Here is a 24,690-nt window from a genome sequence, read left to right as displayed (position 1 = left end):
TATCAGCGCAACGGGTCCAACATGGTCTTGGTTTGCCGTTCCGGATTGGCCAGATCCGCAAACGCCTGCGCGACGCCGTCGATGCCGACGCTTGCGGCGACCAGCGAGGCCGCATCGACCTCGCCTTTCGCGATCAGGCGCAGGGAATAGGCGAATTCGTCCGGCATATAGCGCGGCGGCCACGACGCTAACGCGCCGATCGAAGCGCGGTCAGCGTTGCCAGCATTTTCGTCCGATCGGCCGAGTCCTGATATGCGTTGACCAGCGCGATGGCGTCATCCAGCTCGGCCCGGGCGGCGCAGCCATGCCGCGCCAGCCATATCAGATTGGGCAGCTGCTCGCTGGTCCCAGGCCGTTGCAGCAGTTCGGAATAGGGCCGCGGCTCGTCCGTCGGTGCCGGGCGGTAGATTTTTGCAAACTGGGCGTGCAACTCGCTCAGCGCGTTCATGCACAGAGGCTGCGTCGCCTCGAGGTCGAGCCTGACGAGGAAGCGCTGCAGTTTCCAGCGGCTTTCCTCGTCGTATTTGTCGCGCAGGATTTCGACGGCGTCGGCGGTGCGGCTGCCCACCTGGCGGGCGCCGGCCAGCGCCTGCGCCTGCAGGCCCGCCTCATCGACAAACCTGAGCCATCCCCGCAAATGCGACTGCGCGTTCAACATCGAGAAGCGCTCCGGGCGCTCTCGCGCAGTTCGTCCCAGTTGCTTGGGGTCACGAAGCTCGGCCAGGCGATGAACGTCGTAGCTGGGATCGGTATACGCCTTCGCCATGGTTTCCCACGCCTTCGACTCCGCATCGCAGGAACAGCCATATCCGACCAGCCAGCCCATCGCGGCGAGCGCACCGGATACCTGGTCGGCGATCGCGGCATAGGGTTGGGGCTTGGCGCTATTAAGCACCAGCGGCTCAACCTGCTTGCCGAGCAGCGCGCGGGCGTTCGCACACAGCGCAGGCGTCGGATCGAGATCGAAGAAGGCGAGATAGCGAAGCGGAAAGTCACCACGGTCAAGCATCGCCTCGGCCTGGACCTGGCGCTGATCGAGCTTGCGAATGCCGTCGAGCATCCTCTGTTGCTTGGTGCCGTCACGCGTGTCGAGGAATGGCGTCCACTGCCACAGCGGCGCATCGGCGGCCATGCGGGCGAGATCGGCGTCGTACTTTTGCAGCCGCGCGGCTTCCTGATCGTCCACCGCCTTGCGCATCTGCGACAGCGGCCAGATCGAGGCGCAAACCGCAACGATCATCGCCAGCAGGACCCCGCCGACAATCCGAACGGTGCCTGCGCGTAGTCGCGCGGCCGACAACGCGAACAGAGCCCACACAACGATCAGCGGCGGCACCAGCGCCGGAATAACGATGGGCCACAAAAACGGTGCAACGAAAGGGCGCGCGAGCAAATCAGCAGCAAGCGCCGCCACGAGGCCCGAAGCCGGAACGATGACCAGCGCGGCATTTTTGGCGGCCCGGGGCGCTGCCCCTGTGGCGCCGGCGAGAATCGTGAGGACCATCAGCAACAGCCACAACACGACCATCTGGATCGCCGCATAGGCCTGCGCGAGGCCGTTGCCCGCCGCATCGCTCTGGCCGAGACTGGCCACGGTCACCAGCTGCAGGCCCCATAGAAGGAGAATGACGATGCCGAGGACGGCACCGGCGGCGATGGCACCGACGGGAGGCTTTGGCTGGGCTGGTGGATTGTTCATCGGCCCTGCCTAGCACACGGATCACGCCGTCGTCCCGGCGAACGCCGGGACACAATCCCGGTCATCTGTTGTTGAAAAAAGCCGTCGAGCGGCGTGCCTAATAATTACTGCCGCGGCGTATGGGTCCCGGCTCAAGGTCGGGACGACGGCTGAGAATGCGGCGAGATTTACCGCCACGGCTCCACGATGATCTTGGTGTGCCGCTCCGGATTGGCGAGATCCGCGAACGCCTGTGCGACGCCGTCGATGCCGACGCTCGCGGTCACCAGCGAGGCCGCATCGACCTCGCCTTCCGCGATCAGGCGCAAGGAATAGGCGAATTCATCCGGCGTGTAGCCGAGCACATACTGGACGTTGAGCTCCTTGAGGATGCCGAGCATCGGCTCGGAACGGTCGGTCTCCATGCAGACGCCGACCACGACGATGCGCGCATCGCGCGGCGCGCCCTCGAACACCTGCTGGATCACGCCGGGGATGCCGACGCATTCGAAGATCAGCGCGGGTTTCAGCGCCGGCAACAGGGCCTGCAGCGGCGGCCGGGCGGCCTTTTCCTCCGGCGACATCGCGGCGTGTTCGGCCCAGGTCGTATAAGGTTGCGTGCGCGCAGGGTCCACGACGATGTCGGCGCCAAGCTTTTCGGCCAGCGCCCGGCGCGCCGGCGAATAATCCGCCGCCACGATCGGGTGCAACCCCTTGATCTTGAGCGCGGCGATGACGGCGAGCCCGACCGGGCCGCAGCCGATCACCAGCGGCACTTCGTTGCCGATGATATTGGCTTTGGCAACCGCGTGAACGCCGACCGCCAGCGGCTCGGTCAGCGCCGCATGCTCGGCCGCCAGGCCGTTCGGGACTTCCAGCAGCAGCGCTTCACTGAGCAGCATGCGCTCGGCATAGGCGCCGACATTGTCGTTGGAATAGCCGATGCCCTGCGGGCCTTCCGCGGTCAGCAGCGCCGGCAGCGAGCATACCCTGGTGCCGGCCTTGAGTTTTCGCGTGGTGCCCGGACCGTAGTCGAGAATTTCGCAGCAGAATTCGTGGCCGAACACGACGTCACGCGAAAGGTCCATCGGCTTTCGGCCAGGGAAATGTTTTGCAAGTTCGACCATGCGGTGGGCGTGCTTGCGCGCGTGCAGATCGGAGCCGCAAATGCCGCAGGCCAACGATTTGACCAGCACCATGCCGGGACCCGGCTTGGGCTCCGGCATCTGGTCGACGACGATCTCACCGTTCCGGAAGATTGCAGCCCGCATCGGCGTTCTCTCCTGTTGTTCGTTATCTTTTCCTCTCCCACAGCTGGCTGCGGAAGGAAAGAACGAAAACAGGCGGCGGTTTACCCCGGAAGACGGCGTCACCAAGTGTAGCGGATGACGCCCTTGCCGGCATAGGAGCGCGTGATGTCGGAGAACTCGCCTTCGAAGGTAGCGGCGGCGGACCAGCCGTTCAGCCATTTCATTTCGGCGGAGGCCGTAGTCAGCGCGGTGTTCGGCGCCTGCGCCGCGCCGCTGACGAGGAAGGTGGCGCCGGGCACCGACTGGAACAGCGCCGTGATGCTGCGATCGGTGTTGAAATTATGCGCCCAGGCGGCGCGGCCGCGCAGCGTGAGGACCGCGCTCTGCATCGCAAAGGAGCGGTCGAGCCGGACGCCGAGTTCGCTGCGCCCTGTCGTGACATCCTTGGCCGCATAGTTCAGCGCAAAGGCATTCGAACCCGACAGCACCTGTTCGGCATAGGCCGGCAATTGATAGGTGGTGAACTGGCCGGCGGCATAGGGCGTGATGCCCATCCATGGCGTCACGTAACGGTAGCCGCCCTCGATGCGTCCGGACCAGGCATTGGCGTTGAACTCGGCGCGCAGGCGGTCGACACCGGCCACGGTGACGGTGCGATCCGTCGTCACATCCTGCCAGCCATAAACCGCCGCGGCGGTGACATAGGCTGCCCCCATATTGTGGCGCACGAAGGCGCCGGCCTGGAACAGGTCCGACCGCCCGTAGCCGGAGCCATTGACGTTGAAATTGGTGCCGCCGCCGGCCAGCGCGAAGCCGACCAGCGTCGACGGCGAGATCCGATAGTCCGCGCCGGCGGCGAGACCGAACGCGCGCACCGCGGCGTTGTTCGATCCGACATTGGCGTTGCCGTCGCTGTTGCTGCCGCCGCCAAAGGCCGAACCCCACACGCTCCAGCGCTGATCGAACAGATCGTTGCGCGCGACATCGGCCTTGGTCGGGAATTTGGCGAAGGCGTCGCGCGCAGTTCCCTGCCGCTTCGCCGCATAGGCGTATGAACCGCTCTCGTCAGCGAACGGCGTGGCACTGCCGCCGCCCACGCTGGCGCCGCCACTGCGGCCGGCGATGAAGGGATCGGTCAACAGGCCGAGGAAGATGTTCATCGCATCGAAGGTGGATTGCTGCGATCCGGTCGCCAGCTCGCCCGATATCTGTGTCAGGCCGGCGGATGTCAGGGAGCCGACCGCGACAGGAACGCCGCTACCCGCATTGAAAGCATTCGTCAGCGCGTTGCCGACGTTCTGCTGGTTGGGGGTGAGGCCAGGGCCAAAGCTCAGTGCGAGATTGAGATAAACATTGTTGAGGTCGTAGCTCAGGGTGGGTTTGAAGTTCGGCGCGTTGGTGCCGACCACCGGATTGAACGTGCCGCCAACGCCGCCTGCAGCGTTGAGGATAGTGTATTGCTTGACCACGTTGCCGGGTCCGAAGCTCGCATTGACGGTCGCGCCGCCGAGCGTCGCGGCTCCCGTCACATTGGTGCGGTCGGCGGTGGCTCCCGAGACCTCGACCAGATAACTGGCCGCGGCGGTGAATGCCAGACTGCCCTGCACCGTGAGCAGGCCGACCGAGTTGCCCGGCGCCAGCGTGCCACCGTTGATGGTGGTGCTGCTGACGATGCCGTTGCCGCCGAGCGTGCCGCCGGCGTTGACGGTCACGCCGCTCGACGAGGCGATCGAACCGTTCACGCTGAGTATGCCGCCGTTCACCGTCGTGGTGCCGGTGTAGGTGTTGATACCGGACAGGGTCAGGTTTCCGGTGCCGACTTTCTCCAGCGAACCGGGCCCCGGGAAGCAACCGCAATCATCGGCAATCACGCCGGTCACCTCGGTGGAAAGGTTGTTGCCACCGACGACCAGGGTATTGCCGCCGCCGATATAGTAATTGCCGGAGCCGGCAAGCGAGCCCACCGTGATGCGTCCATCATTGTTGGGACCGGCGCTGCCGCCGAATTCGACGGCGCCGGTGCCGTTGGTGATGAACTGCGCAGTTCCGCCGTTGGCATTGCCGAAGAAACTGGTGGTGCCGCCGTCATTGGTGATGATCTTGGCGTTGCCGGCGGTGCTGTTGTCGAAGAAACCGGTCGCGCCGCCGTTGTTGGTAATGATGGTGGCGTTGGCCGCGGTGGAGAATGCGTTGAACTCGGTCAACCCGGAGTTATTGTTGATGATCGTGGCATTGCCGGCGGTTGGCGCATCCGGTCCACCGGGGGCCTGGCCGAACGACGTGGTGCCGAAGTCGACGTTGGTGATGGTCGCAGATCCGGCGGAAGCCTGTTCGACGAATAGCAGCTGGGCACCATTCAGGTTGTTGATCTTCGCGGTGCCGGCGTTGGAATTCGCGAAGAAACCCACGACACTGTTGTCGTTGTTGATGGTCGCACTACCCGCCGTGGCGGTATCGGTCCCGCCGAAAGTACCGAAGGCGAGCTGGCCAAAGTTGACGTTGTTGATGGTCATGCTGCCGGCGGAGGTGGCATTGAGAAAACTCGTAAGTCCACCGTCATTGGTCAGCGAGGTAACACCGGACATGTTGGCGTTGACGACATCGAGGCGCCCGAAGTTGGTGATATCGCCGACGAGCGACGCCGTATGCGTGGCGTCGCCAAGCTGCAATGAGCCGCAGCAGGAGATTTCTGTGCCGCCGGTATAGGTGTTGTTGCCGAGCAGCACGACCTTGCCGCCGCCGAGCGAGTCCAGCATCGTCAGCTTGCCGGCGCCGACGCCGTCGGAAATGTTGCCGGCAATGATCAGTGTGGTGCCGTTGGCGTCGATCGCACTGCCAGCGGCGGAGTTGTTGATCCTGAAATTGTTGTTGAAGGTCAGGTTACCGCCGAGACCATCGGGCTGGAACACCGCGTTGTCGAGCGTCACCGTTCCGGTGCCGACCGAATTGTTGTTGGTGACCTGCAGCGTGGTGTTGGTGACCGTCGTTCCGCCGGTATAGGTGTTGTTGATGCCGGACAGCAGCACCACGGTGCCCGCGGTGTTGGTCGAATCGGTGATCTTCAACGCGCCCGCGCCGCTGATGTCGCCTGCGATCGCCAGGCTGAAGCCGGCCCCAACGAAGCCGTTGGCATCGATAGTGCCGCCACCGGCATTGAGCGTGAAGTTATTGTTGAAGACCATGTCGGCAGCAGCAACCTGGAACGTGGCGTTGCTGAGCGCTACCGTCGCGTTGCCGACCGAACCGGCGGTGGTCGCTCTCACCGTAGCTCCGGTCACGTTCAGCGTGCCGGCGATCACGTTGGCGTTCGTCAGCACCAGGGTGCCAGGACCACCGGAACTGATAACGTTCAACACGGGCAATGCGGCAATGTCGGTAATGACGCCGGAGAGCGTCAGTTCGAAGGAGTTCACGTCGATGGTGCTGCCGCCCGCGCTATTGACGAGAAAATTGTTGGCGATGGTCAGATTGCCTACGGCCTGCAACGTGCCGCCGCCCATGAGCACCGTGCTGGTGCCGAGCGCGCTGGCGTTGGAAACCTGCACGGTGCCGGCCCCGATCACCGTGAAACCGCTATAGGTGTTGGCACCGGACAGTTGAAGCGTGCTCGATCCGGCCTGCACCACGTTAATGCCCGCGCCGCCGATGATATTGGAGATGCCGATAGTCTGGCCGGCATTGGCGACGTTGAAGATGCTGCCGCCGCCGGTGAAGGTTACATCCCCGCCGCTGATCGAAAACGATTTCGAGTTGGCGTTGAACGTCCAGGAATCGGGGGTGATCGGCCCGAAGGTTACATTGACCGTGCTAGATCCCGTCGCGTCGAAAACGGCCGACTGGCCGCCAGAAATGGGCGCGCCGGTGGGGGTCCAGTTGTTGTCGTCGTTGTAGTCCGACGTGTTGGCGAGGCCGCCCCAGGTGGATTGGGCGTGAGCCGTCGGCACCGCCGCGAAGGCCAAGCCAAAGCCAACCAACGACGCAGCCAAGCGCTGCCGCAGCCGTTTTTTCACGCCCGATGCCGATCGAAAATGCACGCCCAAACCCCACTACCCTCAGCGCTCTGCGGCACTGTCCGGGCACAACCTAGCATGGGGTTCCTCCGTACAATTACGGTTTGCCGGGAATCCCTTGTTCTGGCTTCGGAAAATGGGCGTTTCCGGACACACTGTGGTACCCGGGCAACGCTTGGGGCGCGGTCCTTCTCATTCAGCGCAAGATCGTCGGCCGGGATCGCTCAGGCGTTCGGCGACGACTCGGCCGCGACCGTCAGCAGCTGCGAGCGGCGCACCCGTTCGCGATGCGCGGTGTAGAGGCCGCTGGCGACGATGAAGCAAGCACCGGTCACGGTGTAGACGTCAGGCACCTCGCCGAAGATCAGGAAGCCTAGGATGCTGACCCAGAGCAATTGCGTATAGGAGAACGGCGCCAGCACCGAGGCGTCGGCGTAACGGAACGCCAGCACCACGATCCACTGTCCCGCGGTCGAGGCGACGCCGATGAAGATGCCGAAGGCGATGTCGTGCCAGCTCGGCGTCACCCAGACGAACGGCACCAGCGCGGAGAGGATGCAGACGCCGGCGATCGACGAATAGGTCATCACGGTGATGGCGCGCTCGGTGCCGCTCATCATTCGCGTCATGATCAGCGTGCAGGCCCAGGCCAGTGCCGAGACCAGCGGAAAGAACGCCGCGGGATGAAACGCACCGGTGCCCGGCCGCAGAATGATGATGACGCCGATCAGGCCGACGCCGGTCGCGATCCAGCGCCGCAGGCCGACCTTCTCGTTGAGGAACACGATCGACAGTGCGGTGACGAGCAGCGGCGCGACAAAGCCGGTGGCGGAGGCTTCCGCGATCGGCAGGTACCGCAGGCCGGAGATGAAGAACAGCGACGAGGCCAGCACCGTCACGCCGCGCATCAATTGCAGGCCGGGCCGTCTGGTCTGCAGCGCAAACAGCGGCGAGCCTGGCAGCATCGCCGGCATCATGATCATGGCGAACACCACGAACCGGATCCACGCGATCTCGATCGAGGGCAGCGTCGCGGACAGATATTTCGCCGTCACGTCCGAGATGCCGAGGAAGACCGTCGACGCCAGGATCAGCGCGATGCCCTTGAACGGACGATCGGCACGCGCGGGCGCTTTAGGGGTGGAGTACTTCTTCTCGGGCAACGGCAATGGCGCGCTGTCCAGCCTGGCGGCTGCGGCGGGGGGCGGTGTCACGGCAATCTCGAAGGCAAAATGATCGAATCGGGCGAGGCTCTAAAAAACGCCATTTGAGGGGGAACAACAAGGTCCGATAATGGGACACGGATATGCGCTGAGGGCGCGATTGCAACACTTTGTTAAGAACCGTGTTGCGCTGAAGCTCCGCCCTCATCCTGAGGAGCGGCCACTTGGCCGCGTCTCGAAGGATGGGCCACGGGCTCTCATGGTTCGAGACGCGCGATGACGCGCTCCTCACCATGAGGAAAACAGTGTTCGCTACAGCATCGGCAGACCGCGCGGCTTCGGGCCACGCGGAAAAGCCTTGTCGAGGGCTTCGATCTCGCTGGCGCTCAGCGTCAACTTCCCCGCCGCCGCATTATCCGCGGCATGCTCCGCGCTCGAGGCTTTCGGAATAGCAAACACCGCTGGAATGCGCGTCAGGAACGCGAGCGCGATCTGGCGCGCGGTGACGCGGCGCGCATCGGCAATCGCCTGCAATACCTGCCCTTCCCTGCTGTGCGGCGAGGGAAAATCATTGTGACCGAACGGTGAATAGGCGACGACGGCAACGCCGTGGCGTTCGCACCACGGGATGACAGCATGCTCGATCGCGCGCTCCTGCAAATGATAGAGCACCTGGTTGCAGGCGATCCTGCCCTCACCGGCGACCGCCAGCAGTTCGTTGAGATCGTCGGTGTCGAAATTGCTGACACCCCATGAGCGGATTTTTCCGGCCGATATCAACTGATCGAACGCCGCCACGGTGTCTTCAAGTTCATGGGATCCGCGCCAGTGCAGCAAGTAGCAGTCGAGGTAATCGGTCTTCAGCCGCTTCAGCGATCGCTCGCAGGCGGCAATGGTGCCGCGACGCGACGCGTTGCTCGGCAGCACCTTGGAGACGAGATAGAGATCCTCGCGCTTGCCGGCCGCCATCGCCTCGGCGATCACGAGTTCGGCATCGCCATACATTTCGGCGGTGTCGACATGGGTCATGCCGAGCTCGATGCCGCGGCATAGTGCTGCGACAGCGCTTTTGCGGTCGCCGCGATCGATGTACCAGGTGCCCTGCCCGATGACGGACACTTCCGGGCCTTTGACGCCGAATTTTTTCTGCTTCACGGGTCGCCTCAACTTCTGATGTTGCCGACCAGACGAGGGCGGCGTTGGACTTCGAGCGGGTTCTCGACCGGCAGCGCGCGCAACCAATCGCGGAAGCTAACGACCTCGGGACAGTCAGCGGTGCCTTCAGGCGCAATCAGCCAATCGCCCAAACCGGATCCCTCATTGACGCGGTCGCAGCGATAGCCCGGATGGTGGCCAAGGCCGCGGGCGATCAGCAGGTCGATTTTGCCCTCGACCAATTCGTGCAGGCCGGCGGGCTGCAGCACCCGCAAGCCGATTTCCGCATGCGCGCTGCGAAACGCCGCCAACTCCAGCCGGCGCAGGTCGAAGCTGCCGTCGATCCCCAACTGCAGCAGCGCCGCGCCCGCCGGTTTCAATTGCGAGGTCGCGTCCGCAATGCGACGAAAGCCGTCGGATATCTCGGGCAGATAGGCCTGGCCGGCCGCGGTCAGGATGAGCTGCTTATGCAGCCGCTCGAACAGGCGCACGCCGAGGCGCGCCTCCAGCGCTTTTACCTGCTGCCCTACGGCGGCAGGTGTCACATGCAGCTCGTGCGCAGCCAGTTTGAAGCTGAGGTGTCGCGCGGCGGCTTCGAATGCGCGAAGCGCATTGAGTGGCGGAAGGGTGTAGGTCATCGCGCTGCAGTTTGTCACTGATAGGCCCTGGCCTTGCAATAGATTTTCTAGTGCTTGAGCGAAGGAACTATGCTTTGCGCTGACTTGAGGTCCCCGGTTACGGTCGCTTCGCAACACCAGGAGCCCCCATGCCTCGCCGACTGGATCATCTCGTTATTTGCGTCCACAATCTGGCAAAGGGCGCGCTGGACTGGCAAACGCTCGGCTTTTCTCTGACGCCGACCGGCGTCCATCCCTTTGGAACCAGCAACCGTCTGGCGATGTTCGGGAATAATTTTCTGGAACTGCTGGGTGTCACCGATGCTGCCACGGTCCCGCCAGCGGCGCCCGGCCACTTCAGCTTCGCCGCCCACAACCAGGATTTTCTTCGCACCGGTGAAGGGATGTCGATGCTGGCCCTGCACAGCACCGACTCCCATGCCGAAGCGGCGCGCTTCAACGCGGCTGGCATAGGCGCCTATGCGCCGTTCGATTTTGGCCGTGACGCGGTGCTGCCGGGCGGGGGCACGGCCCGGGTCGGATTTTCACTGGCGTTTGCCACCGATCCTGCGATGCCCGGGCTCGCCTTCTTCACCTGCCAGCAGCGCCATCCGCCCGAACTGTTCTGGAAGGCGGAATATCAGCACCACCCCAACGGCGCCTTGCGCGTGATCGAGGTCGTGATGTCGGCGCCGGAGCCGGCGCAGCACCGCGCATTCCTCGAGCGCCTCACGGAGGGTGCCGCCGAGCTTGCGCCCGGGCGGCTGACGATCGGCGAGCGTGGCGACCGGATCACCGTGCTCGGCCCATCCGAGCTGGCGCGCCGGTTGCCGAATTGCGCCATCGATGGTTCGCCACGCTTTTGCGCAGCGCGGCTGGCGGTTACCGATCTCGATGCGACCGGGCGTGTCTTGAAGAATAACGGTATCGCGTTCGAGGTCATCGGCAATGTGTTGCTGACTTCGCCCGCAGCATCGCATGGCCTGGCTCTCGAGTTCGTCGAGCAGGAGGCAATCTGATGGCTGAGATTCACCCCTTTTACGAACAGCATCGCGGTGCAATGGAGGCCGCCATGCGCCATCGCCTCGACCTTGCCGAAGCGATGTTGTCCGAGCGCGCGCATCTATCCGATATTGACGGGATCAGGCAGGAGGTGATGGACGAATTCGAAATCGTGCTCACCCAAATGCCCTATGTCGGCGGCGCGGCAAGTCGCATGAGCGATTTCTTCATGCGCCTCATCGGCTTTATGGCCATCAGTCGGGTGCTCCGGCGGCACGGCATGTCGCTGCCCGTGATCGGGGAAATCGAGCGGGAAACCTACAAGGCGCAATTACTCACCGTGCCCGAAGCGGAACGCCTCGCCTCGGGGCGTCAATTCATGTCGGCAGAGAATCAGGCTTTGCTGCGCGAGCAGGCTGCAAAAAGCCATCAGCAAGAATTTCCGGAAGATTTCGTCTACGATTTCGTCGAGCCTGATACGGGTGACAAGTTTGAATTCGGCATCAACTACAAGGCTTGCGGCTTCTGCAAATTTGCAGCTCGCCATGGCGATAAGGAAATCTTGCCGCACATTTGCGGGCTTGATTTCGACGCCTATGCAACGCGAGGCATCCACCTGGAACGGACACAAACGTTGGCCGGCGGCGCGGGCCACTGTAATTTCCGATTCTCGCGGCTGGCGTCGGAGTAGGTCGACGTCGTGTGCGCTTCGGGTCATTTGCGTCGCCTCCTCCGTCAATTGCGAGCGAAGCGAAGCAATCCATCGGGCAGCAAAAAGAACGAAAGAAAGAATGGATTGCGTCGCTACGCTCGCAATGACGTTGAGGGACCTGTTCTAATTCGCCACGACCAATTGCTGCGGCACGGCAGCCGGCGTGGTCTGCGCGATCAGCCGCTTCAACTCCGGAATGCAGGAGCCGCAATTGGTGCCGGCCTTCAGCTTGGCGCCGATGTCGGCAGCGGAACGCGCGCCGGCCGCGATTGTCTCGCAGATGGTGGTGCGGCCGACGCCGAAGCAGGCGCAGACGATCGGGCCGGCATTGGCCAGGCCATCGATCGATTTGCCCGACAGCAGCATGCGGCGCTGGTCGTTGCTGAGCGCGTCGGCGGCAAACAGGCCCTTGACCACATTCCAGTCGCCGGCGTCCCGTGCAGGCCCGATGAACAGGCAGGTCTCGATGCGGTCGGCGGCAAAGGACGCCGCGCGATAGACGCCGCCGCCAAAGTCCTTGTATTCGGCGAGGTCATCGCCCGCGATCGATCCGAGCCAGGACTGCCAGCCCTTGAGATCGGCATTGTCGGCGAGCAGATAGCCATAGCCACCATTGACGGCGACACGCGCCCACCAGGCATGATCGGGCAGTTCGAGCGGCGTGCGCGACAACGCAAAGCCGCGGAACACATATTCGTAAGGGGTGATCGAGGCCGGCGTCGCCTTGTTCTCCGGCTGGCCGGAAAACGGATCGGTGAGCGGTGCGACCAGCGCTCCCACGCGTGCGCCGGTCGCCGTGACCGCGCTCCAGTGGATCGGCGCGAACAGCATGCCGCGCTGCTGACGCTCGCTGACCACAACCCGCAGCGTACATTGTCCGTAATCGGTCGTGACCCGCGCGAAGTCACCGTCGGCGACACCGTGCCGTGCGGCATCGTCCGGGTGCACCTCGACGAACGGCTCCGGCAGATGCTGGCCGAGCCGCGGGCTCATCCCGGTGCGGGTCATGGTGTGCCATTGGTCGCGGACGCGGCCGGTGTTCAGCCGCAGCGGGCGCGCGGCCGTGGTCTCGGTCCGCAGCGCGGGAGTTTCGGGCGCGATAAAGCGGGCCTTCTGTTCGCTGGCAAAGAAACCGCCTTCGGCAAAGAAGCGCGCCTGCGGCTCGGCATTTTGGCGGATCGGCCATTGCACCGGCGCCATCGCGTCAAACGCTTCGTCCGATAGCGCCTGCAAGCCGCCGATGTCGAAATCGCGGCCCCCCTCGTTTTCGAACGCCGAGAGTGCGGCGTGCTCGCGAAAAATGTCGGCGGCCGAGGCGAAATTGAACGCGGTGCCAAAGCCGAGCCGTTTTGCGATCTCGCCGATGATCCACCAATCCGGTCGCGCCTCGCCCGGTGCGGACAGGAATGCACGCTGCCGCGAGATGCGCCGTTCCGAATTGGTCACGGTGCCGGATTTCTCGCCCCACGCCTGCGCCGGGAACAGCACCTGCGCCCCGGCATCGACGGTGTCGTTGGTAACAACGTTTTCGGAGACGACGAACAATTCGAGCTTCTTCAGCGCCGCGCTGATGGCATCGGCGTTGGGCAGCGACACTGCCGGATTGGTGCCGATCACCCACAGCGCCTTGATCTCGCCGCGTGCGATGGCCTCGAACATCTGGACTGCCTTCAGCCCTTCATGGGTGGCGATTCGCGGCGCCTTCCAGAATCGGCGCACGCGGTCGATATCCGCAGGCGTAAAACCCATATGGGCCGCCAGTTGGTTGGCGAGCCCGCCGACCTCGCGGCCACCCATCGCATTGGGCTGTCCGGTCAGCGAGAACGGCGACGCGCCCGGTCTGCCGATCCGACCCGTCGCCAGATGGCAGTTGAGGATCGCATTGACCTTGTCGGTGCCCTGCGCGGACTGGTTGACGCCTTGCGAATACATCGTGACCACGCGCGGCGTGCTGGCGAACATCTGGAAGAACGCCGCGACGTCCTGCTCTGACAGGCCGGTCGCCAGCGCCGTCGCACTGAGGCTGCCCGCCATGCTGCGCGCCCGCGCCATCGCATCGTCGAAGCCAGTGGTGTGGCGTTCAATGTATTCGCGGTCGAGCACGCCGTTGTCGGCGAGGTGCACCAGCAAGCCGCTGAACAGCGCGGTGTCGGTGCCCGGCTTCAACCCCAGAAACAGATCGTCATCGCCGACCGTATCGGTCCGGCGCGGATCGATCACCACGATGCGGGCACCGCGGCTCTGCTTGTTGACCAGCATGCGCTGGTACAGCACCGGATGACACCAGGCCGCGTTGGAGCCGACCAGTACCAACAAATCGGCCTCGTCGAGATCCTCGTAACAGCCCGGCACCGTATCCGCGCCGAAGGCGCGGCGATGGCCGGCGACCGATGACGCCATGCACAGCCGTGAATTGGTGTCGACGTTGGCGCTGCCGACGAATCCCTTCATCAGCTTGTTGGCGACGTAATAGTCTTCGGTCAGCAGCTGCCCGGAGAGATAGAACGCGACGGCGCCGGGACCGTCGCGCGCGATGATGTGCTGGAACCGGTGCGCGACATGGTCGAGCGCGTCGCTCCAGGCCACGCGCTCCATGGTCCCGTTGTCGCAGCGGATCATCGGGTGCAGCAGGCGATTTTCAAGGCCCAGCGTCTCGCCGAGCGCCGAGCCCTTCGAACACAGCCGGCCGAAGTTCGCCGGGTGCTCGGGATCGCCCGAGATCGCCGCCCCGCCCCTTCCGTCCGGCGTCGCCAGAACACCGCAACCGACGCCGCAATAAGCGCAGGTGGTCTTGGTGGCGCGCAGATGGGGATCGACGGCGGTCATGCGAGGGGCCGGCTCATGCCGCCTCTGAACGGATCGCAAGCGAACGGCCGAACATCATGTCGGCGCGAATACGCGCGGTGGGCTGGCGGGTGCGGATCAGTTCGAGATACCAGAGCGCGTCGCTGACGTCACCGATCAGCACTGCGCCGGTCAGCCGTCCGTCCGCGACCACGAGTTTCTTGTAGGTGCCGTAGTTGAGATCGCTGAGCACGATGGTCTCGGAGCCCTCAGTGCCCACGAAATCGCCCGCAGAGAACACGCTGACCCCGGAGACCTTCAGATTGGTCGCCACGATGCTGCCGCTATAAGAGGCGTCGCTACCGGCGAGATGCCGCGCCAGCACGCGCGCCTGCTCATAGGCCGGCTCGACCAGGCCGTAGCAGATGCCGCGGTGTTCGGCGCATTCGCCGATCGCAAAGATGTCGGGCGCGGCGGTTTGCATGACGTCATCGACGACGACGCCCCGGTTGACGGCGATGCCGGCTTCTTTTGCCAACGCGATGTTCGGCCGGATGCCCGCTGCGAAGATCACGGCGTCGGCGTCGATACGGCGGCCGTCCGTTAGTTCGACGCCCTCGACCCTGGTTTCGCCGTGGATGTGCGCGGTATTGGCGTTGAGCAGTATCTCGATGCCTTTGCGCTCGACCAGCGATTTCAACAGTTCCGCGGCGGGCGCATCGAGCTGGCGCTCCATCAGCCGGTCCATCAAATGAACCAGCGTCACCGGCGCGCCGGCCTTGGCGAGCCCGTAAGCCGCTTCCAGTCCGAGCAAACCGCCACCCACCACCACCACGCGCTTCTTCTGCGCGGCCAGCGTCAGCAGGAGATCGACGTCGCGGCTGTCGCGAAACGTATGCACGCCGGCAAGATCGGCGCCTGATACGTTGAGCCGCAACGGCGACGAACCCGTGGTCAGGACCAGTTTTGAAAACGGGATGCTCTCTTCATTTTCGATTTTGACTTCGCGCCGCCCGACATCGACCTCGGTGGCCCGGCAGCCATATTTCAGGGTGACGCCGCGGTCGCGCCACCATGAAGCCGGCCGGAGCTCGATGTCATGCGAAGCGGTCTCGCCGGCGAGAACCGACGACAGCAGCACGCGATTATACGCAAGCCGCGGTTCGTCCCCGATCACGGCAATGGCGTAGCGCCCGAGCGCAACCTTGGCCAGCTCGTCGACCAGACGCGCGGCAGCCATTCCGTTGCCGACAATCACCAGCGGTTCGCTCATGACGTATCCTCACTCGGCCGCTTCAGCGCCCGCGCGGGCGCGGAGATAACAAGAACTACGCCGCTTCGACGAAGCGATGCCGCTCGTACAGGAATTCGAGCACGCGCTGCCGGCACTTGAGATAACCGGGGTTGGTTGCGAGCTCGAGCCGCTTGCGCGGACGCGCCAGCGGCACTTCCAGCACTTCGCCGATCCGCGCACTCGGCCCGTTGGTCATCATCACGATGCGGTCCGACAGCAGCACGGCCTCGTCGACGTCGTGGGTGATCATCAGGATGGTGTTGCCGAGCTTCTGATGCAGCGCCATCACCGAATCCTGCAGATGCGCGCGGGTCAGCGCGTCGAGCGCACCAAAGGGCTCGTCGAGCAGCAAAACCTTCGGCTCCATCGCCAGCGCCCGCGCGATACCGACGCGCTGCTTCATGCCGCCGGAGATTTCCGACGGGCGCTTGTCCTTGGCATGGGCCATCTGCACGAGGTTGAGATTGTGCATCACCCAGGCATCGCGCTCGCTGCGGGTCTTGCTCGAAGCGAACACCTTGTCGACGCCGAGGCGGACGTTCTCATAGACGGTCAGCCAGGGCAGCAGGCTGTGGTTCTGGAACACCACTGCGCGATCCGGTCCCGGCGAATTGACTTCGCGGTTCTCCAGCAGCACGCAGCCATTGGTGCAGTCGGTAAGGCCGGCCACGATGTTGAGCAGCGTGGACTTGCCGCATCCGGAATGGCCGATGATCGAAACGTACTCACCCTTGTCGATCGTCAGGTTGATTTCCTTCAGAACCTCGGTCGTGGCATTGCCGCGGGTGAAGGTCTTGTCGATGTGGTCGAGCTTCAGATAGGCCTGCATGATATGTTCCCTTCAGCCTGCGGAAGTGCCGCGGGTCACGATCTTGCCCAGTCCTGCGATCAATCGATCGAGCACGAAGCCGATAATGCCGACATAGAACAGCGCCAGGATGATTTCGCTGATGTGCGAGGAGTTCCAGGCGTCCCAGATGAAGAAGCCGATGCCGACACCGCCGATCAGCATTTCAGCCGCGACGATCGCAAGCCAGGACAGGCCGATGCCGATGCGCAGGCCCGTGAAGATGTAAGGCGCCGCGGCCGGGATCATGATCTTGCCGAAGAACTCCAGCGGATTGAGCTGAACCACGGCGGCGACGTTGCGGTAATCCTGCGGGATGTTGCGGATGCCGACCGCGGTGTTGATGATGATCGGCCACACCGAGGTGATGAAGATCACGAAGATCGCCGAGGGCTGGCCGTCGCGGAACGCGGCCAGCGACAGCGGCAGCCACGCCAGCGGCGGGATGGTGCGCAATACCTGGAACAAGGGATCGAGCCCGCGCATCGCCCAGACCGACTGGCCGACCAGCGTGCCGAGCGCGACGCCGACGATCGCAGCGATCGAATAGCCGAGCGCGACCCGCTGCAGACTTGCGGACAGGTGCCAGAACAGCCCCTTGTCGATGCCGCCACGATCGAAGAACGGATCGAAGATCAGTTCCTTGGTGTCCTTGAACACGCGCGAGGGCGGCGGCAGGGTGGAGCCGGCGCGTTGGCAGACCAGCTCCCAGAACAGCATCAGGAGCGCGATCACGATCAGCGGCGGCACGACGCGCACCGCGGTGTCCTTTGCCATCTTGCTGTATTTTTCGGCACGCGGCGGACGCTTCGGCGTCATCGTCACGACCGGGGTGGCAACCGGGGCTGCCGCGGATGCAACAATCGCGGTGGCGGGTTCGGTCTTGATCGCAGGCATGTTCATGGGAAATGCGTCTCCGTATTTAAATGGCAGGCCGCACGCCAGGGCGTGCGGCCTCACCTGGATCAGACATCAGCGCGCTTGATGGACAGCGACTTCAGGTACGCGGCCGGATCTTCCGGATCGAACACCTTGCCGTCGAAGAAGGTCTCCTTGCCACGTGACTTCGAGGTCGGAATATCCGCAGCCGCAACGCCGAGCGCCTTGGCGGCGTCGCGCCAGATGTCTTCGCGGTTGACCTTGGCGATCAGTGCCTTGGAGTCGAAGCCGGGCTCGAACTTGCCCCAGCGAATGTCCTCGGTCATGAACCAGAGATCGTGGCTCTGGAACGGATAGGAGGCGTGGTCGCGCCAGTACTTCATGATGTGCGGTGAGTTCTCGACCACCTTGCCGGTGCCGTAGTCGAACTTGCCCTTGGCGCGATCGAGAATGTCCTCAACCGGGCAGTTGATCCACTGCCGCTTGCCCATGATGGTGGCGAGTTCTTCCTTGTTCTCCATCTTGTCGCACCATTGCTGCGCCTCCAGGATCGCCATGGTGATGGCCTGCGCAGCCTTCGGATTCTTGTCGACCCAGGCCGAGCGCATCGCGAACGACTTCTCGGGGTGCTTGTTCCAGATCTCGCCGGTGTTGACCGCGGTGTAACCGATCTTCTGATGCACGAGCTGGCCGGGCCAGGGCTCGCCGACGCAGAAGCAGTCCATGGTGCCAACCTTCATGTTGGCGACCATCTGCGGCGGCGGCACGGTAATGGTTTCGATGTCCTTGTCGGGGTCGATGCCGCCGGCGGCGAGCCAGTAACGAATCCACAGATCGTGCGTGCCGCCCGGGAACGTCATCGCGGCCTTGATCGGCTTGCCGGCAGCTTTCTTCTTTTCCAGCGCTTCCTTGAACGGCTTGGCGTCCAGGCCGACCTTGAGATCGGCGTATTCATTCGAGACCGAGATGCACTGCGCGTCGAGATTGAGGCGCGCCAGGATGGACATCGGCGTCGGCTGGTTGTTCTGCGTCACCTTGCCGGCCGAGATCAAATACGGCATCGGCGTCAGGATGTGTGCGCCATCGATGCCGTTACCTTCCGATCCCAGCACGAGGTTGTCGCGCGTGGTGCCCCAGGAAGCCTGCTTCTGCACGTCGACATCGGGCACGCCGTGTTTGGCGAACAGGCCCTTGTCCTTGGCCACGAACAATGCGCCGGCATCGCTGAGCGCGATGAAGCCGAGCTTGGCCCCCTTCACTTCGGGCCCCGCCCCTTGCGCGAAGGCGCCGGCCGGGAAATTCAGCTTGGCCGCGGCCAGCAACGCCGCCGTGCCAGCGGTCGCCTTCAGGAGCCGGCGGCGGCTGAAACCATTTGAGGTCGGAATGGTGGGCTTCGTCATGGGTGTCTGCATCCTTCGTTGGAATTGGGGCCGTCCGAATGGGTCACCGCGCGAGGTCGCACGAGGGCGCGTTCCAAGGATGCCCCCGGAGTGCGGCGTCACAATTCGGATGAGTGGTCTCAAGGGACGGCATCAATGGCGTCAGCACTAGCTATTCAAGCTTCGTGCCAAGCCTTCTTCACCACAAAAAACTTATAAATATCAGTGTGATAAATAATCTATGCCATAAAAATCGGCAGTGGTCAGGAACCAGTCATCGCTTTTCAAATTTGCGATTCGCCCAATCATTGTGCGCCGCACAAGGATTGGGCAGGCTTGGCACCAGCCTGCCTCAGGCGTCCTCTTTGGCGTTGTCAGCGGTCTTGTCAGGTGCCTTCGCCATCATCGGTTTTGGGGCGGCGCCGTCGCCCGGTTTCATCCTGAATTCGTAGGTCATCAGGTGCCACGGCGCGGCCGCCGGCTTGCCGTCCGGCATCGTTGCGTCGGTGCGTTTTTCGATCTTCGCGACCAGCTCGTCCTTGACGCCGAACACCACGTCGGAATCGAGATATTTGTCGCCTTCCATGAACACATGGGTGATCAGCGGCTGATAGCCGGGCGCATCGACCAGGAAATGCACATGCGCCGGCCGCATCGCGTGCCGCCTGACCTGGATGATCATTTCGCCGACCGGACCGTCGGTCGGGATCGGATAGCTGCACGGCAAAATGGTGCGGAAGAAGAACCTGCCGTCGGCATCGGTGACGAAGCGCGCCCGCGACGAGGGTCCCTCGGTGGCATAGGACGCCTTCTGTGAATCGTAATAGCCCTCGTCGTCGGCGTGCCAGATATCGACGGGAACATTCGCCAGCGGCTTGCCGGCGAGGTCGGTGACGCGGCTCTGCACGAACATCCGCTCGCCCGGCAAATTGGCCGAGACGTCGGTGCCGTGCGGCGTCATCTTGTGTTCGCCGACATAGAACGGCCCGAGCACGGTGGTCTCGGTGGCGCCTTCGCGTTCGCGATGATTGACGGCGTCGACCAGCATCGACACGCCGAGCACGTCGGAGAGCAGGATGAATTCCTGGCGGATCGGGGTGCACTTCTGACCGGTCCGGGTCAGGAAATCGATCGCATATTCCCACTCCTCGAAGGTGAGATCGGTTCGGCTGACATAATCGTGCAGCGATTTCACCAGTTCCTGCAGCAGGAATTTCGCCCGCGGATCCGGCGTGTCTTCGAAGCTGCGGATCACGGCGGCGGTCAGTTCGGTCTCGTTGAATTGGGGCATTTTGGCTGTCCTGCGGGGTGCATGGTGGCTCGGTCAAGCCTACACCACCACACCGCAAGGGGTAAGCGCAGGCGGTTGGAACGCGGCACACTTTTCGGCTATTAAGGCTCCCTCGCCAGCCGGAGATCAGCCTTGATGTTAGCCCCTACCCCCGCCTCGCCCGAGTCTGCCGGAATGTCGAAGCCGGCGCTCGACCGTCTCGAGAACCATCTCAAGCAGCGCTACATCGATGCCGGCCGCTTCCCGGGAACACAGGTCCTGATCTACCGCCGCGGCAAGGTCGTGCACTCGACCGTGCAGGGCTTTGCCGACATCGAGCGCAAGGTCCCGGTCAAGGACGACACCATCTTCCGCATCTATTCGATGACCAAGCCGATCACAAGCGTGGCCTTCATGATGCTGCTCGAACAGGGCCGCGTCGCGCTCGATGAGCCCGTCCATAAATACATTCCGGAATGGAAGAACCTTGGCGTGTTCCAGGCCGGCATCTTCCCGGCATTCCTGACCCGGCCGCCAACGAGGCCGATGCTGATCGTGGACCTGTTGCGGCACACCTCGGGTCTTACCTATGGCTTCCAGCAGCGCTCCAATGTCGACGCCGCCTATCGCGAGAACAAGATCGGCGAGGTCATCAAGGCCGGCACGCTGCAAAGCATGATCGAGGACCTCGCCAAGATCCCGCTGGAATTTTCGCCGGGCGAAGGCTGGAACTATTCGGTTGCCACCGACGTCGTCGGCTATCTGATCGGCAAGATCAGCGGCATGCCGTTCGAGCAGTTCCTGAAGGAACGCATCTTCAATCCGCTCGGCATGAACGACACCGACTTCTTCGTGCCGGCAGACAAGGCGCATCGGTTCGCGGCCTGCTATTCGGCCGGCGTACAGATCGGCATGACGGCCGGCGAGGCCACATTGAAGCTGCAGGATGACCCGGCTACGAGCTCGTTCCTGTCGCCCCCCTCCCTCGTCTCCGGCGGCGGCGGCCTTTGCTCGACCGCGGCCGACTACCTCACCTTCTGCCGGGCGCTGCTCAATGGCGGCGAGCTTGGCGGCGTCAGGCTGCTCGGCCCGAAGACGCTGAAGCTGATGACGTCGAACCATCTGCCTGGCGGCGCGGACCTGCCGGCGATGTCGCGTTCGCTGTTCAGCGAAGCGGCCTATAACGGCATCGGGTTCGGTCTCGGCTTTGCCGTCACCATGCATCCGGAGCAGACGCTGATTCCCGGCAGCCCCGGCGAATACAACTGGGGCGGTGCGGCGACGACGTCGTTCTTCATCGATCCCGCGGAAGAACTGATCACGATCTTCATGACGCAGGTGCTGCCGTCGAGCGCCTATCCGCTGCGTCGCGAGCTGCGCACCCTGGTGTATTCGGCGATCACCGACAGCAATCTCTGAAACCGGAGCCCCATCCCGCGGCATAGTCGCCGCGGGATGGATAGCCAGCTATTTCAGCATGTCCGGCACGATCAGGCGCGGCAGGAACAGCGACACGCTGGGCCAGATGATCAGCGCCGCCAGCACCAGCAGCATCGGTATCAGCATGATCACGGTGTCCTTGAGCGCATAGCGCAGCCGCACCCCCGCGATCGAGCAGGCGATCATCAGACATAGCCCGTAGGGCGGCGTCACCAGCCCGAACGCCAGCGAGACGATCGAAATGATCGCGAACTGCACCGGGTGCAGATCGACCGACCGCGCCAGCGGCTCCAGCACGGTGCCGACGATCACGATCGCCGGAATGGCGTCGAGGAAGCAACCGACCACCAGAAAACAGAAGGCGATGAAGAAGCCCGCCGCGATCGGCCCCATACCCCAGGTCGAGACATTGGCGAGCAGCCCCTCCGGGATCTTGTAATAGGCGAGCAGCCAGCCGAACGCGCTGGCGGTGCCGATGCAGAACAGCGCGACCCCGGCCAGCCGTCCGGTGTCGAGCAGAGCCTTGTACAGCTCCTTCGCGCCGGTTTCCCGGTAGAAGAAAGCCGAGAGCGCCACCGAATACAGCACCGCGACACAAGCGGACTCGGTCGCCGTGAACCAGCCGAGCAGAATGCCACCAACGATGATGAACGGCGTGATCAATGCGGGAATCGAGCGCCAGAGCGAGCAACGCATCTCCACCCAGCTCGATTTTGGATAGGTCGGATAACCGCGGCGGACCGCATAGACGTGCACAGTCACCATCTGCGCGCCGGCAATCAGCAGTCCCGGAACGATGCCGGCGAGATACATCGCGGCGATCGATGTCGAGATCAGCCCGCCCCACACGATCATCAGGATCGACGGCGGGATGATGACCGCGAGCACCGCCGACACCGCGGTAATGGCGATGGAGAACGAGAGGTCGTAGCCCTCCTTGGTCTGGGCGTCGATGAAGATCTTGGACTGGCTCGCCGCATCCGCGGTCGAGGAGCCAGAGATTCCGGCAAAGAACACCGACAGCACGACGTTGATCTGCGCCAACGACCCCGGCCAGTGCCCGACCATCGAACGCGACAGCGCCACCAGGCGGTCGGTAATGCCGCCAATGCTCATCAGGTTCGCGGTCAGCAGGAAGAATGGCACCGCCAGCAGGATGAAGGAGTTGTAGGCGTTGAAGGTTTCCTGCGCGAGCATCATCGCGGACAGCCGCGGCTCGATCAGCAGGATCGGCAGGCAGGCAAGCCCGAGCGCAAAGGCGACCGGCACGCGGATGATCAATAGCCCGATGAACGTGCCAAACAAGACCAGCGCGGCCTCGCCGGAGGAGAGAACGCTGCCAGTCATCGCTCAGTCCCCATCAGGATCCGCGTTTCGTCGACGATCTGCTCGCCCGCGAACGCGATCCAGGTGAAGCCTGCCACCGGCCATGCGACGTGAATCAGCCAGAGCGGCAGATCTGCGAGCTCCGACGTCCTGTTCCAGGCAAAGCGCGTGAACTCGATGCCTGCCCACACGAACACCAGCGCCAGCGCCAGGATGCCGAGGCGCGCCAGTATCCGCACCAAGGCCTCGGAGCGCCGCGACAGATCGGGCCAGACATCGACCTCGAAATGCTGCGCCTCCCTGACGCCGACCATCGCCCCGATCATGATGGTCCATATGAAGAGGAACCGCGCCATTTCCTCGGTCCAGATGTAGGACGGGATGAACGGCGTATAGCGCGAGATGATCTGCAGCGTCACGGGAATGACCAGAATGCCGACGCAGGCCGCCAGCAGGATTTCCAGCAATTTGCCATAGGCGCGCGTCAGTCGCCGCCACAGCGTCGGGTTGAAATCGATCGGCAGTTCGGTCATTGGCGCCCCCGCGCGGTAACACTCATCGAACGGGGCAAGCGGTGAAGCTTGCCCCGAAACTCTGGTCTGCGACGCAGCCCTAGGCGATGTTGATTTTTTCGAAGATTCCCTCGGCGCCAATTTCCTTGGCGTAGGTAGCCATCACGGGATCGGCGAGCTTCTTCATGGCGTCGCGCTCCTGGAACGGCACGCGCTTGAGCTTGCCTGCCTTCTCCAGCGCGTCGAGCTTGATGACTTCCTCGCTGGACTCGAGCTTGCGGCCGAAATCACCGGCCTCCTTGCCCGCCTTCATGATGGCGTCCTGCAGATCCTTGGGCAGGGTCTTGAGCGTCTTCACCGAGAAGCAGATCGGCCGGATCGAGACCGCGTGCTCGGTCAGATTTAGGTGCGGCGCCACTTCGTAGAACTTCATCGCCTCGACGCCGGCGGCTTCGTTCTCGCCGGCGGCGATCACGCCGTTCTGGATGGCGTTGTAGACCTCGTTATAGGCGATTACCGTCGGGCTCATGCCAACGGCTGCGAACGTCTTCGACCAGATCGGCGCACCCTGCACGCGCACCTTGAGACCCTTGAGGTCGGCCAGATTCTTGCACGGCTTGTTGGCGAAGATGTTGCGGATGCCGCCGCCGGAATAGCCGACCAGCACCACCTCGGCCTTCGCGGCGACTTCGTCGGCGATCGGCGCCAGGATGTTCGCTTCAACGACCTTGTTCATGTGGTCGATGCCCTTGAACACAAAGGGCGCATCGATGAACGGCGCTGCCTTGGCGAAGGTCGACATGTGGGCCGGCGAGACGATGCCGTAATCGACCGCCTTGCCCTGCGACATGTATTCGAAATACTGCTTCTCGAGACCCAGCGACGAGTTCTTGTGCAGCGTGAAATTGACGGGCTTGCCGTAATACTTCTTCACCAGCTCTTCGAACCGAACCAGCGCCTTGGTAAACGCGTGGTCGTCGTTGAACTGCACGGCGCCGTTCAGCGTGACTGGTGCCTGCGCCTTCAGAATGGATGGCATTCCAAGGATGCCCGCGGCCGCTGTCGCACCGAGCCCAGCCAATACTGTTCTGCGCTTCATGTTGTCCCCTCCCTGTGCCCCGCCCTTGTACCGGGTCGTGGGCTTTGCCGACGTTGCGGCTTGCAATTTTCGGAGCGTATTCAAAAGAGCGCTGCGATGGAAGCTAATTCCAATGCGCGGATTGAACAGCATAGAGCTGCAGCGTACGCATGATGCGGCGCACCAAGCAGGCCGCCGCTCCGCCGGTCACGAACGCGAAATCGGACTAAAATCCTTGGCGGATGCCGGCTGCTTCTCCTATGCTCGCGGCGGTTGGGGGCCGATCCGGGACGA

The 24,690-nt window shown here is 63.5% G+C and carries 19 protein-coding genes; 3 read left to right on the top strand and 16 right to left on the bottom strand.

All coding sequences use genetic code 11. The features are described 5' to 3' along the window. Positions 1-2: 2 nt before the first annotated feature. The 7 genes from ABIE49_RS33015 to ABIE49_RS32985 all read right to left on the bottom strand — a co-directional run bounded on the left by ABIE49_RS33015 (position 3) and on the right by ABIE49_RS32985 (position 9,894). Positions 3-167: a hypothetical protein gene (locus ABIE49_RS33015; RefSeq protein ID WP_192734808.1), complete on the bottom strand. Its 165-nt coding sequence runs from the start codon at positions 165-167 to the stop codon at positions 3-5. Positions 168-187: 20 nt separating this feature from the next. Beyond that, positions 188-1,699 (bottom strand): hypothetical protein, encoded by a 1,512-nt coding sequence (locus tag ABIE49_RS33010; protein ID WP_192734809.1) that lies wholly within the window; start codon positions 1,697-1,699, stop codon positions 188-190. Positions 1,700-1,866: 167 nt separating this feature from the next. Beyond that, entirely contained in the window at positions 1,867-2,949 is a 1,083-nt protein-coding gene (locus ABIE49_RS33005) for a zinc-binding dehydrogenase (protein WP_192734810.1), read from the bottom strand. 98 nt (positions 2,950-3,047) lie between these two features. Then, positions 3,048-6,938, bottom strand: coding sequence for an autotransporter domain-containing protein (locus ABIE49_RS33000; protein WP_354067114.1), 3,891 nt, complete (start codon positions 6,936-6,938; stop codon positions 3,048-3,050). A 224-nt stretch (positions 6,939-7,162) separates the two neighbouring features. Then, complete coding sequence (locus ABIE49_RS32995) at positions 7,163-8,107, bottom strand: DMT family transporter (protein ID WP_210337193.1); 945 nt, start codon at positions 8,105-8,107, stop codon at positions 7,163-7,165. 306 nt (positions 8,108-8,413) lie between these two features. Beyond that, the gene (locus ABIE49_RS32990) at positions 8,414-9,256 is read right to left on the bottom strand and encodes an aldo/keto reductase (protein ID WP_192734812.1); all 843 of its coding nucleotides are present in this window, start codon (positions 9,254-9,256) and stop codon (positions 8,414-8,416) included. Positions 9,257-9,264: 8 nt separating this feature from the next. Continuing rightward, positions 9,265-9,894 carry a LysR family transcriptional regulator gene (locus ABIE49_RS32985; protein WP_192735217.1) on the bottom strand — a complete coding sequence of 210 codons (630 nt, stop codon included), beginning with the start codon at positions 9,892-9,894 and terminating at the stop codon, positions 9,265-9,267. A 128-nt stretch (positions 9,895-10,022) separates the two neighbouring features. Between ABIE49_RS32985 and ABIE49_RS32980 the strand changes: the two genes are divergently transcribed. Further along, a complete protein-coding gene (locus tag ABIE49_RS32980; RefSeq protein WP_192734813.1) occupies positions 10,023-10,892 on the top strand; it encodes a VOC family protein in 870 nt (289 codons plus the stop codon). Beyond that, on the top strand, positions 10,892-11,566 hold the full coding sequence (locus tag ABIE49_RS32975) for an L-2-amino-thiazoline-4-carboxylic acid hydrolase (RefSeq protein WP_192734814.1): 675 nt from the start codon (positions 10,892-10,894) through the stop codon (positions 11,564-11,566). Before ABIE49_RS32980 ends, ABIE49_RS32975 begins: the two co-directional genes overlap by 1 nt. Before the next feature lie 144 nt (positions 11,567-11,710). Here the strand turns inward: ABIE49_RS32975 and ABIE49_RS32970 are convergent, their stop codons facing one another. The 6 genes from ABIE49_RS32970 to ABIE49_RS32945 all read right to left on the bottom strand — a co-directional run bounded on the left by ABIE49_RS32970 (position 11,711) and on the right by ABIE49_RS32945 (position 20,061). Further along, positions 11,711-14,413, bottom strand: coding sequence for a nitrate reductase (locus ABIE49_RS32970; RefSeq protein ID WP_192734815.1), 2,703 nt, complete (start codon positions 14,411-14,413; stop codon positions 11,711-11,713). A 13-nt stretch (positions 14,414-14,426) separates the two neighbouring features. Further along, positions 14,427-15,644 (bottom strand): NAD(P)/FAD-dependent oxidoreductase, encoded by a 1,218-nt coding sequence (locus ABIE49_RS32965; protein WP_192734816.1) that lies wholly within the window; start codon positions 15,642-15,644, stop codon positions 14,427-14,429. A gap of 55 nt (positions 15,645-15,699) precedes the next feature. After that, positions 15,700-16,494, bottom strand: a complete 795-nt coding sequence (locus tag ABIE49_RS32960; protein ID WP_192734817.1) for an ABC transporter ATP-binding protein — start codon at positions 16,492-16,494, stop codon at positions 15,700-15,702. Between the two features lie 12 nt (positions 16,495-16,506). Then, complete coding sequence (gene ntrB / locus ABIE49_RS32955) at positions 16,507-17,415, bottom strand: nitrate ABC transporter permease (protein WP_192734818.1); 909 nt, start codon at positions 17,413-17,415, stop codon at positions 16,507-16,509. A gap of 62 nt (positions 17,416-17,477) precedes the next feature. Continuing rightward, entirely contained in the window at positions 17,478-18,791 is a 1,314-nt protein-coding gene (locus ABIE49_RS32950) for a CmpA/NrtA family ABC transporter substrate-binding protein (protein ID WP_192734819.1), read from the bottom strand. Positions 18,792-19,122: 331 nt separating this feature from the next. After that, a complete protein-coding gene (locus ABIE49_RS32945; RefSeq protein ID WP_192734820.1) occupies positions 19,123-20,061 on the bottom strand; it encodes a dioxygenase family protein in 939 nt (312 codons plus the stop codon). Between the two features lie 135 nt (positions 20,062-20,196). Between ABIE49_RS32945 and ABIE49_RS32940 the strand changes: the two genes are divergently transcribed. Further along, entirely contained in the window at positions 20,197-21,459 is a 1,263-nt protein-coding gene (locus tag ABIE49_RS32940) for a serine hydrolase domain-containing protein (RefSeq protein ID WP_192734821.1), read from the top strand. A gap of 48 nt (positions 21,460-21,507) precedes the next feature. Here ABIE49_RS32940 and ABIE49_RS32935 read toward each other — a convergent pair whose 3' ends face one another. The 3 genes from ABIE49_RS32935 to ABIE49_RS32925 all read right to left on the bottom strand — a co-directional run bounded on the left by ABIE49_RS32935 (position 21,508) and on the right by ABIE49_RS32925 (position 24,417). Further along, positions 21,508-22,827, bottom strand: a complete 1,320-nt coding sequence (locus ABIE49_RS32935) for a TRAP transporter large permease (protein WP_192734822.1) — start codon at positions 22,825-22,827, stop codon at positions 21,508-21,510. Continuing rightward, entirely contained in the window at positions 22,824-23,339 is a 516-nt protein-coding gene (locus ABIE49_RS32930; protein WP_192734823.1) for a TRAP transporter small permease, read from the bottom strand. The genes ABIE49_RS32935 and ABIE49_RS32930 overlap by 4 nt, the downstream gene beginning before the upstream one ends. A gap of 79 nt (positions 23,340-23,418) precedes the next feature. Further along, entirely contained in the window at positions 23,419-24,417 is a 999-nt protein-coding gene (locus ABIE49_RS32925; protein WP_192734824.1) for a TRAP transporter substrate-binding protein, read from the bottom strand. Positions 24,418-24,690: the final 273 nt, after the last annotated feature.

Origin of the sequence: Bradyrhizobium sp. OAE829 (assembly GCF_040546575.1) — a bacterium.
Classification (GTDB): Bacteria; Pseudomonadota; Alphaproteobacteria; order Rhizobiales; family Xanthobacteraceae; genus Bradyrhizobium.
Note: the sequence above shows the minus strand (reverse complement) of the source record. Positions and strands in the feature narration are given on the sequence as shown.

Excerpts from the sequence above, each read along its gene's own strand:
- ABIE49_RS33015 (WP_192734808.1), bottom strand. The coding sequence starts at position 167 with ATGCCGGACGAATTCGCCTATTCCCTGCGCCTGATCGCGAAAGGCGAG.
- ABIE49_RS33010 (WP_192734809.1), bottom strand. The coding sequence starts at position 1,699 with ATGAACAATCCACCAGCCCAGCCAAAGCCTCCCGTCGGTGCCATCGCC.
- ABIE49_RS33005 (WP_192734810.1), bottom strand. The coding sequence starts at position 2,949 with ATGCGGGCTGCAATCTTCCGGAACGGTGAGATCGTCGTCGACCAGATG.
- ABIE49_RS32985 (WP_192735217.1), bottom strand. The coding sequence starts at position 9,894 with ATGACCTACACCCTTCCGCCACTCAATGCGCTTCGCGCATTCGAAGCC.
- ABIE49_RS32980 (WP_192734813.1), top strand. The coding sequence starts at position 10,023 with ATGCCTCGCCGACTGGATCATCTCGTTATTTGCGTCCACAATCTGGCA.
- ABIE49_RS32975 (WP_192734814.1), top strand. The coding sequence starts at position 10,892 with ATGGCTGAGATTCACCCCTTTTACGAACAGCATCGCGGTGCAATGGAG.
- ABIE49_RS32970 (WP_192734815.1), bottom strand. The coding sequence starts at position 14,413 with ATGACCGCCGTCGATCCCCATCTGCGCGCCACCAAGACCACCTGCGCT.
- ABIE49_RS32965 (WP_192734816.1), bottom strand. The coding sequence starts at position 15,644 with ATGAGCGAACCGCTGGTGATTGTCGGCAACGGAATGGCTGCCGCGCGT.
- ABIE49_RS32960 (WP_192734817.1), bottom strand. The coding sequence starts at position 16,494 with ATGCAGGCCTATCTGAAGCTCGACCACATCGACAAGACCTTCACCCGC.
- ntrB (WP_192734818.1), bottom strand. The coding sequence starts at position 17,415 with ATGAACATGCCTGCGATCAAGACCGAACCCGCCACCGCGATTGTTGCA.
- ABIE49_RS32950 (WP_192734819.1), bottom strand. The coding sequence starts at position 18,791 with ATGACGAAGCCCACCATTCCGACCTCAAATGGTTTCAGCCGCCGCCGG.
- ABIE49_RS32945 (WP_192734820.1), bottom strand. The coding sequence starts at position 20,061 with ATGCCCCAATTCAACGAGACCGAACTGACCGCCGCCGTGATCCGCAGC.
- ABIE49_RS32940 (WP_192734821.1), top strand. The coding sequence starts at position 20,197 with ATGTTAGCCCCTACCCCCGCCTCGCCCGAGTCTGCCGGAATGTCGAAG.
- ABIE49_RS32935 (WP_192734822.1), bottom strand. The coding sequence starts at position 22,827 with ATGACTGGCAGCGTTCTCTCCTCCGGCGAGGCCGCGCTGGTCTTGTTT.
- ABIE49_RS32930 (WP_192734823.1), bottom strand. The coding sequence starts at position 23,339 with ATGACCGAACTGCCGATCGATTTCAACCCGACGCTGTGGCGGCGACTG.
- ABIE49_RS32925 (WP_192734824.1), bottom strand. The coding sequence starts at position 24,417 with ATGAAGCGCAGAACAGTATTGGCTGGGCTCGGTGCGACAGCGGCCGCG.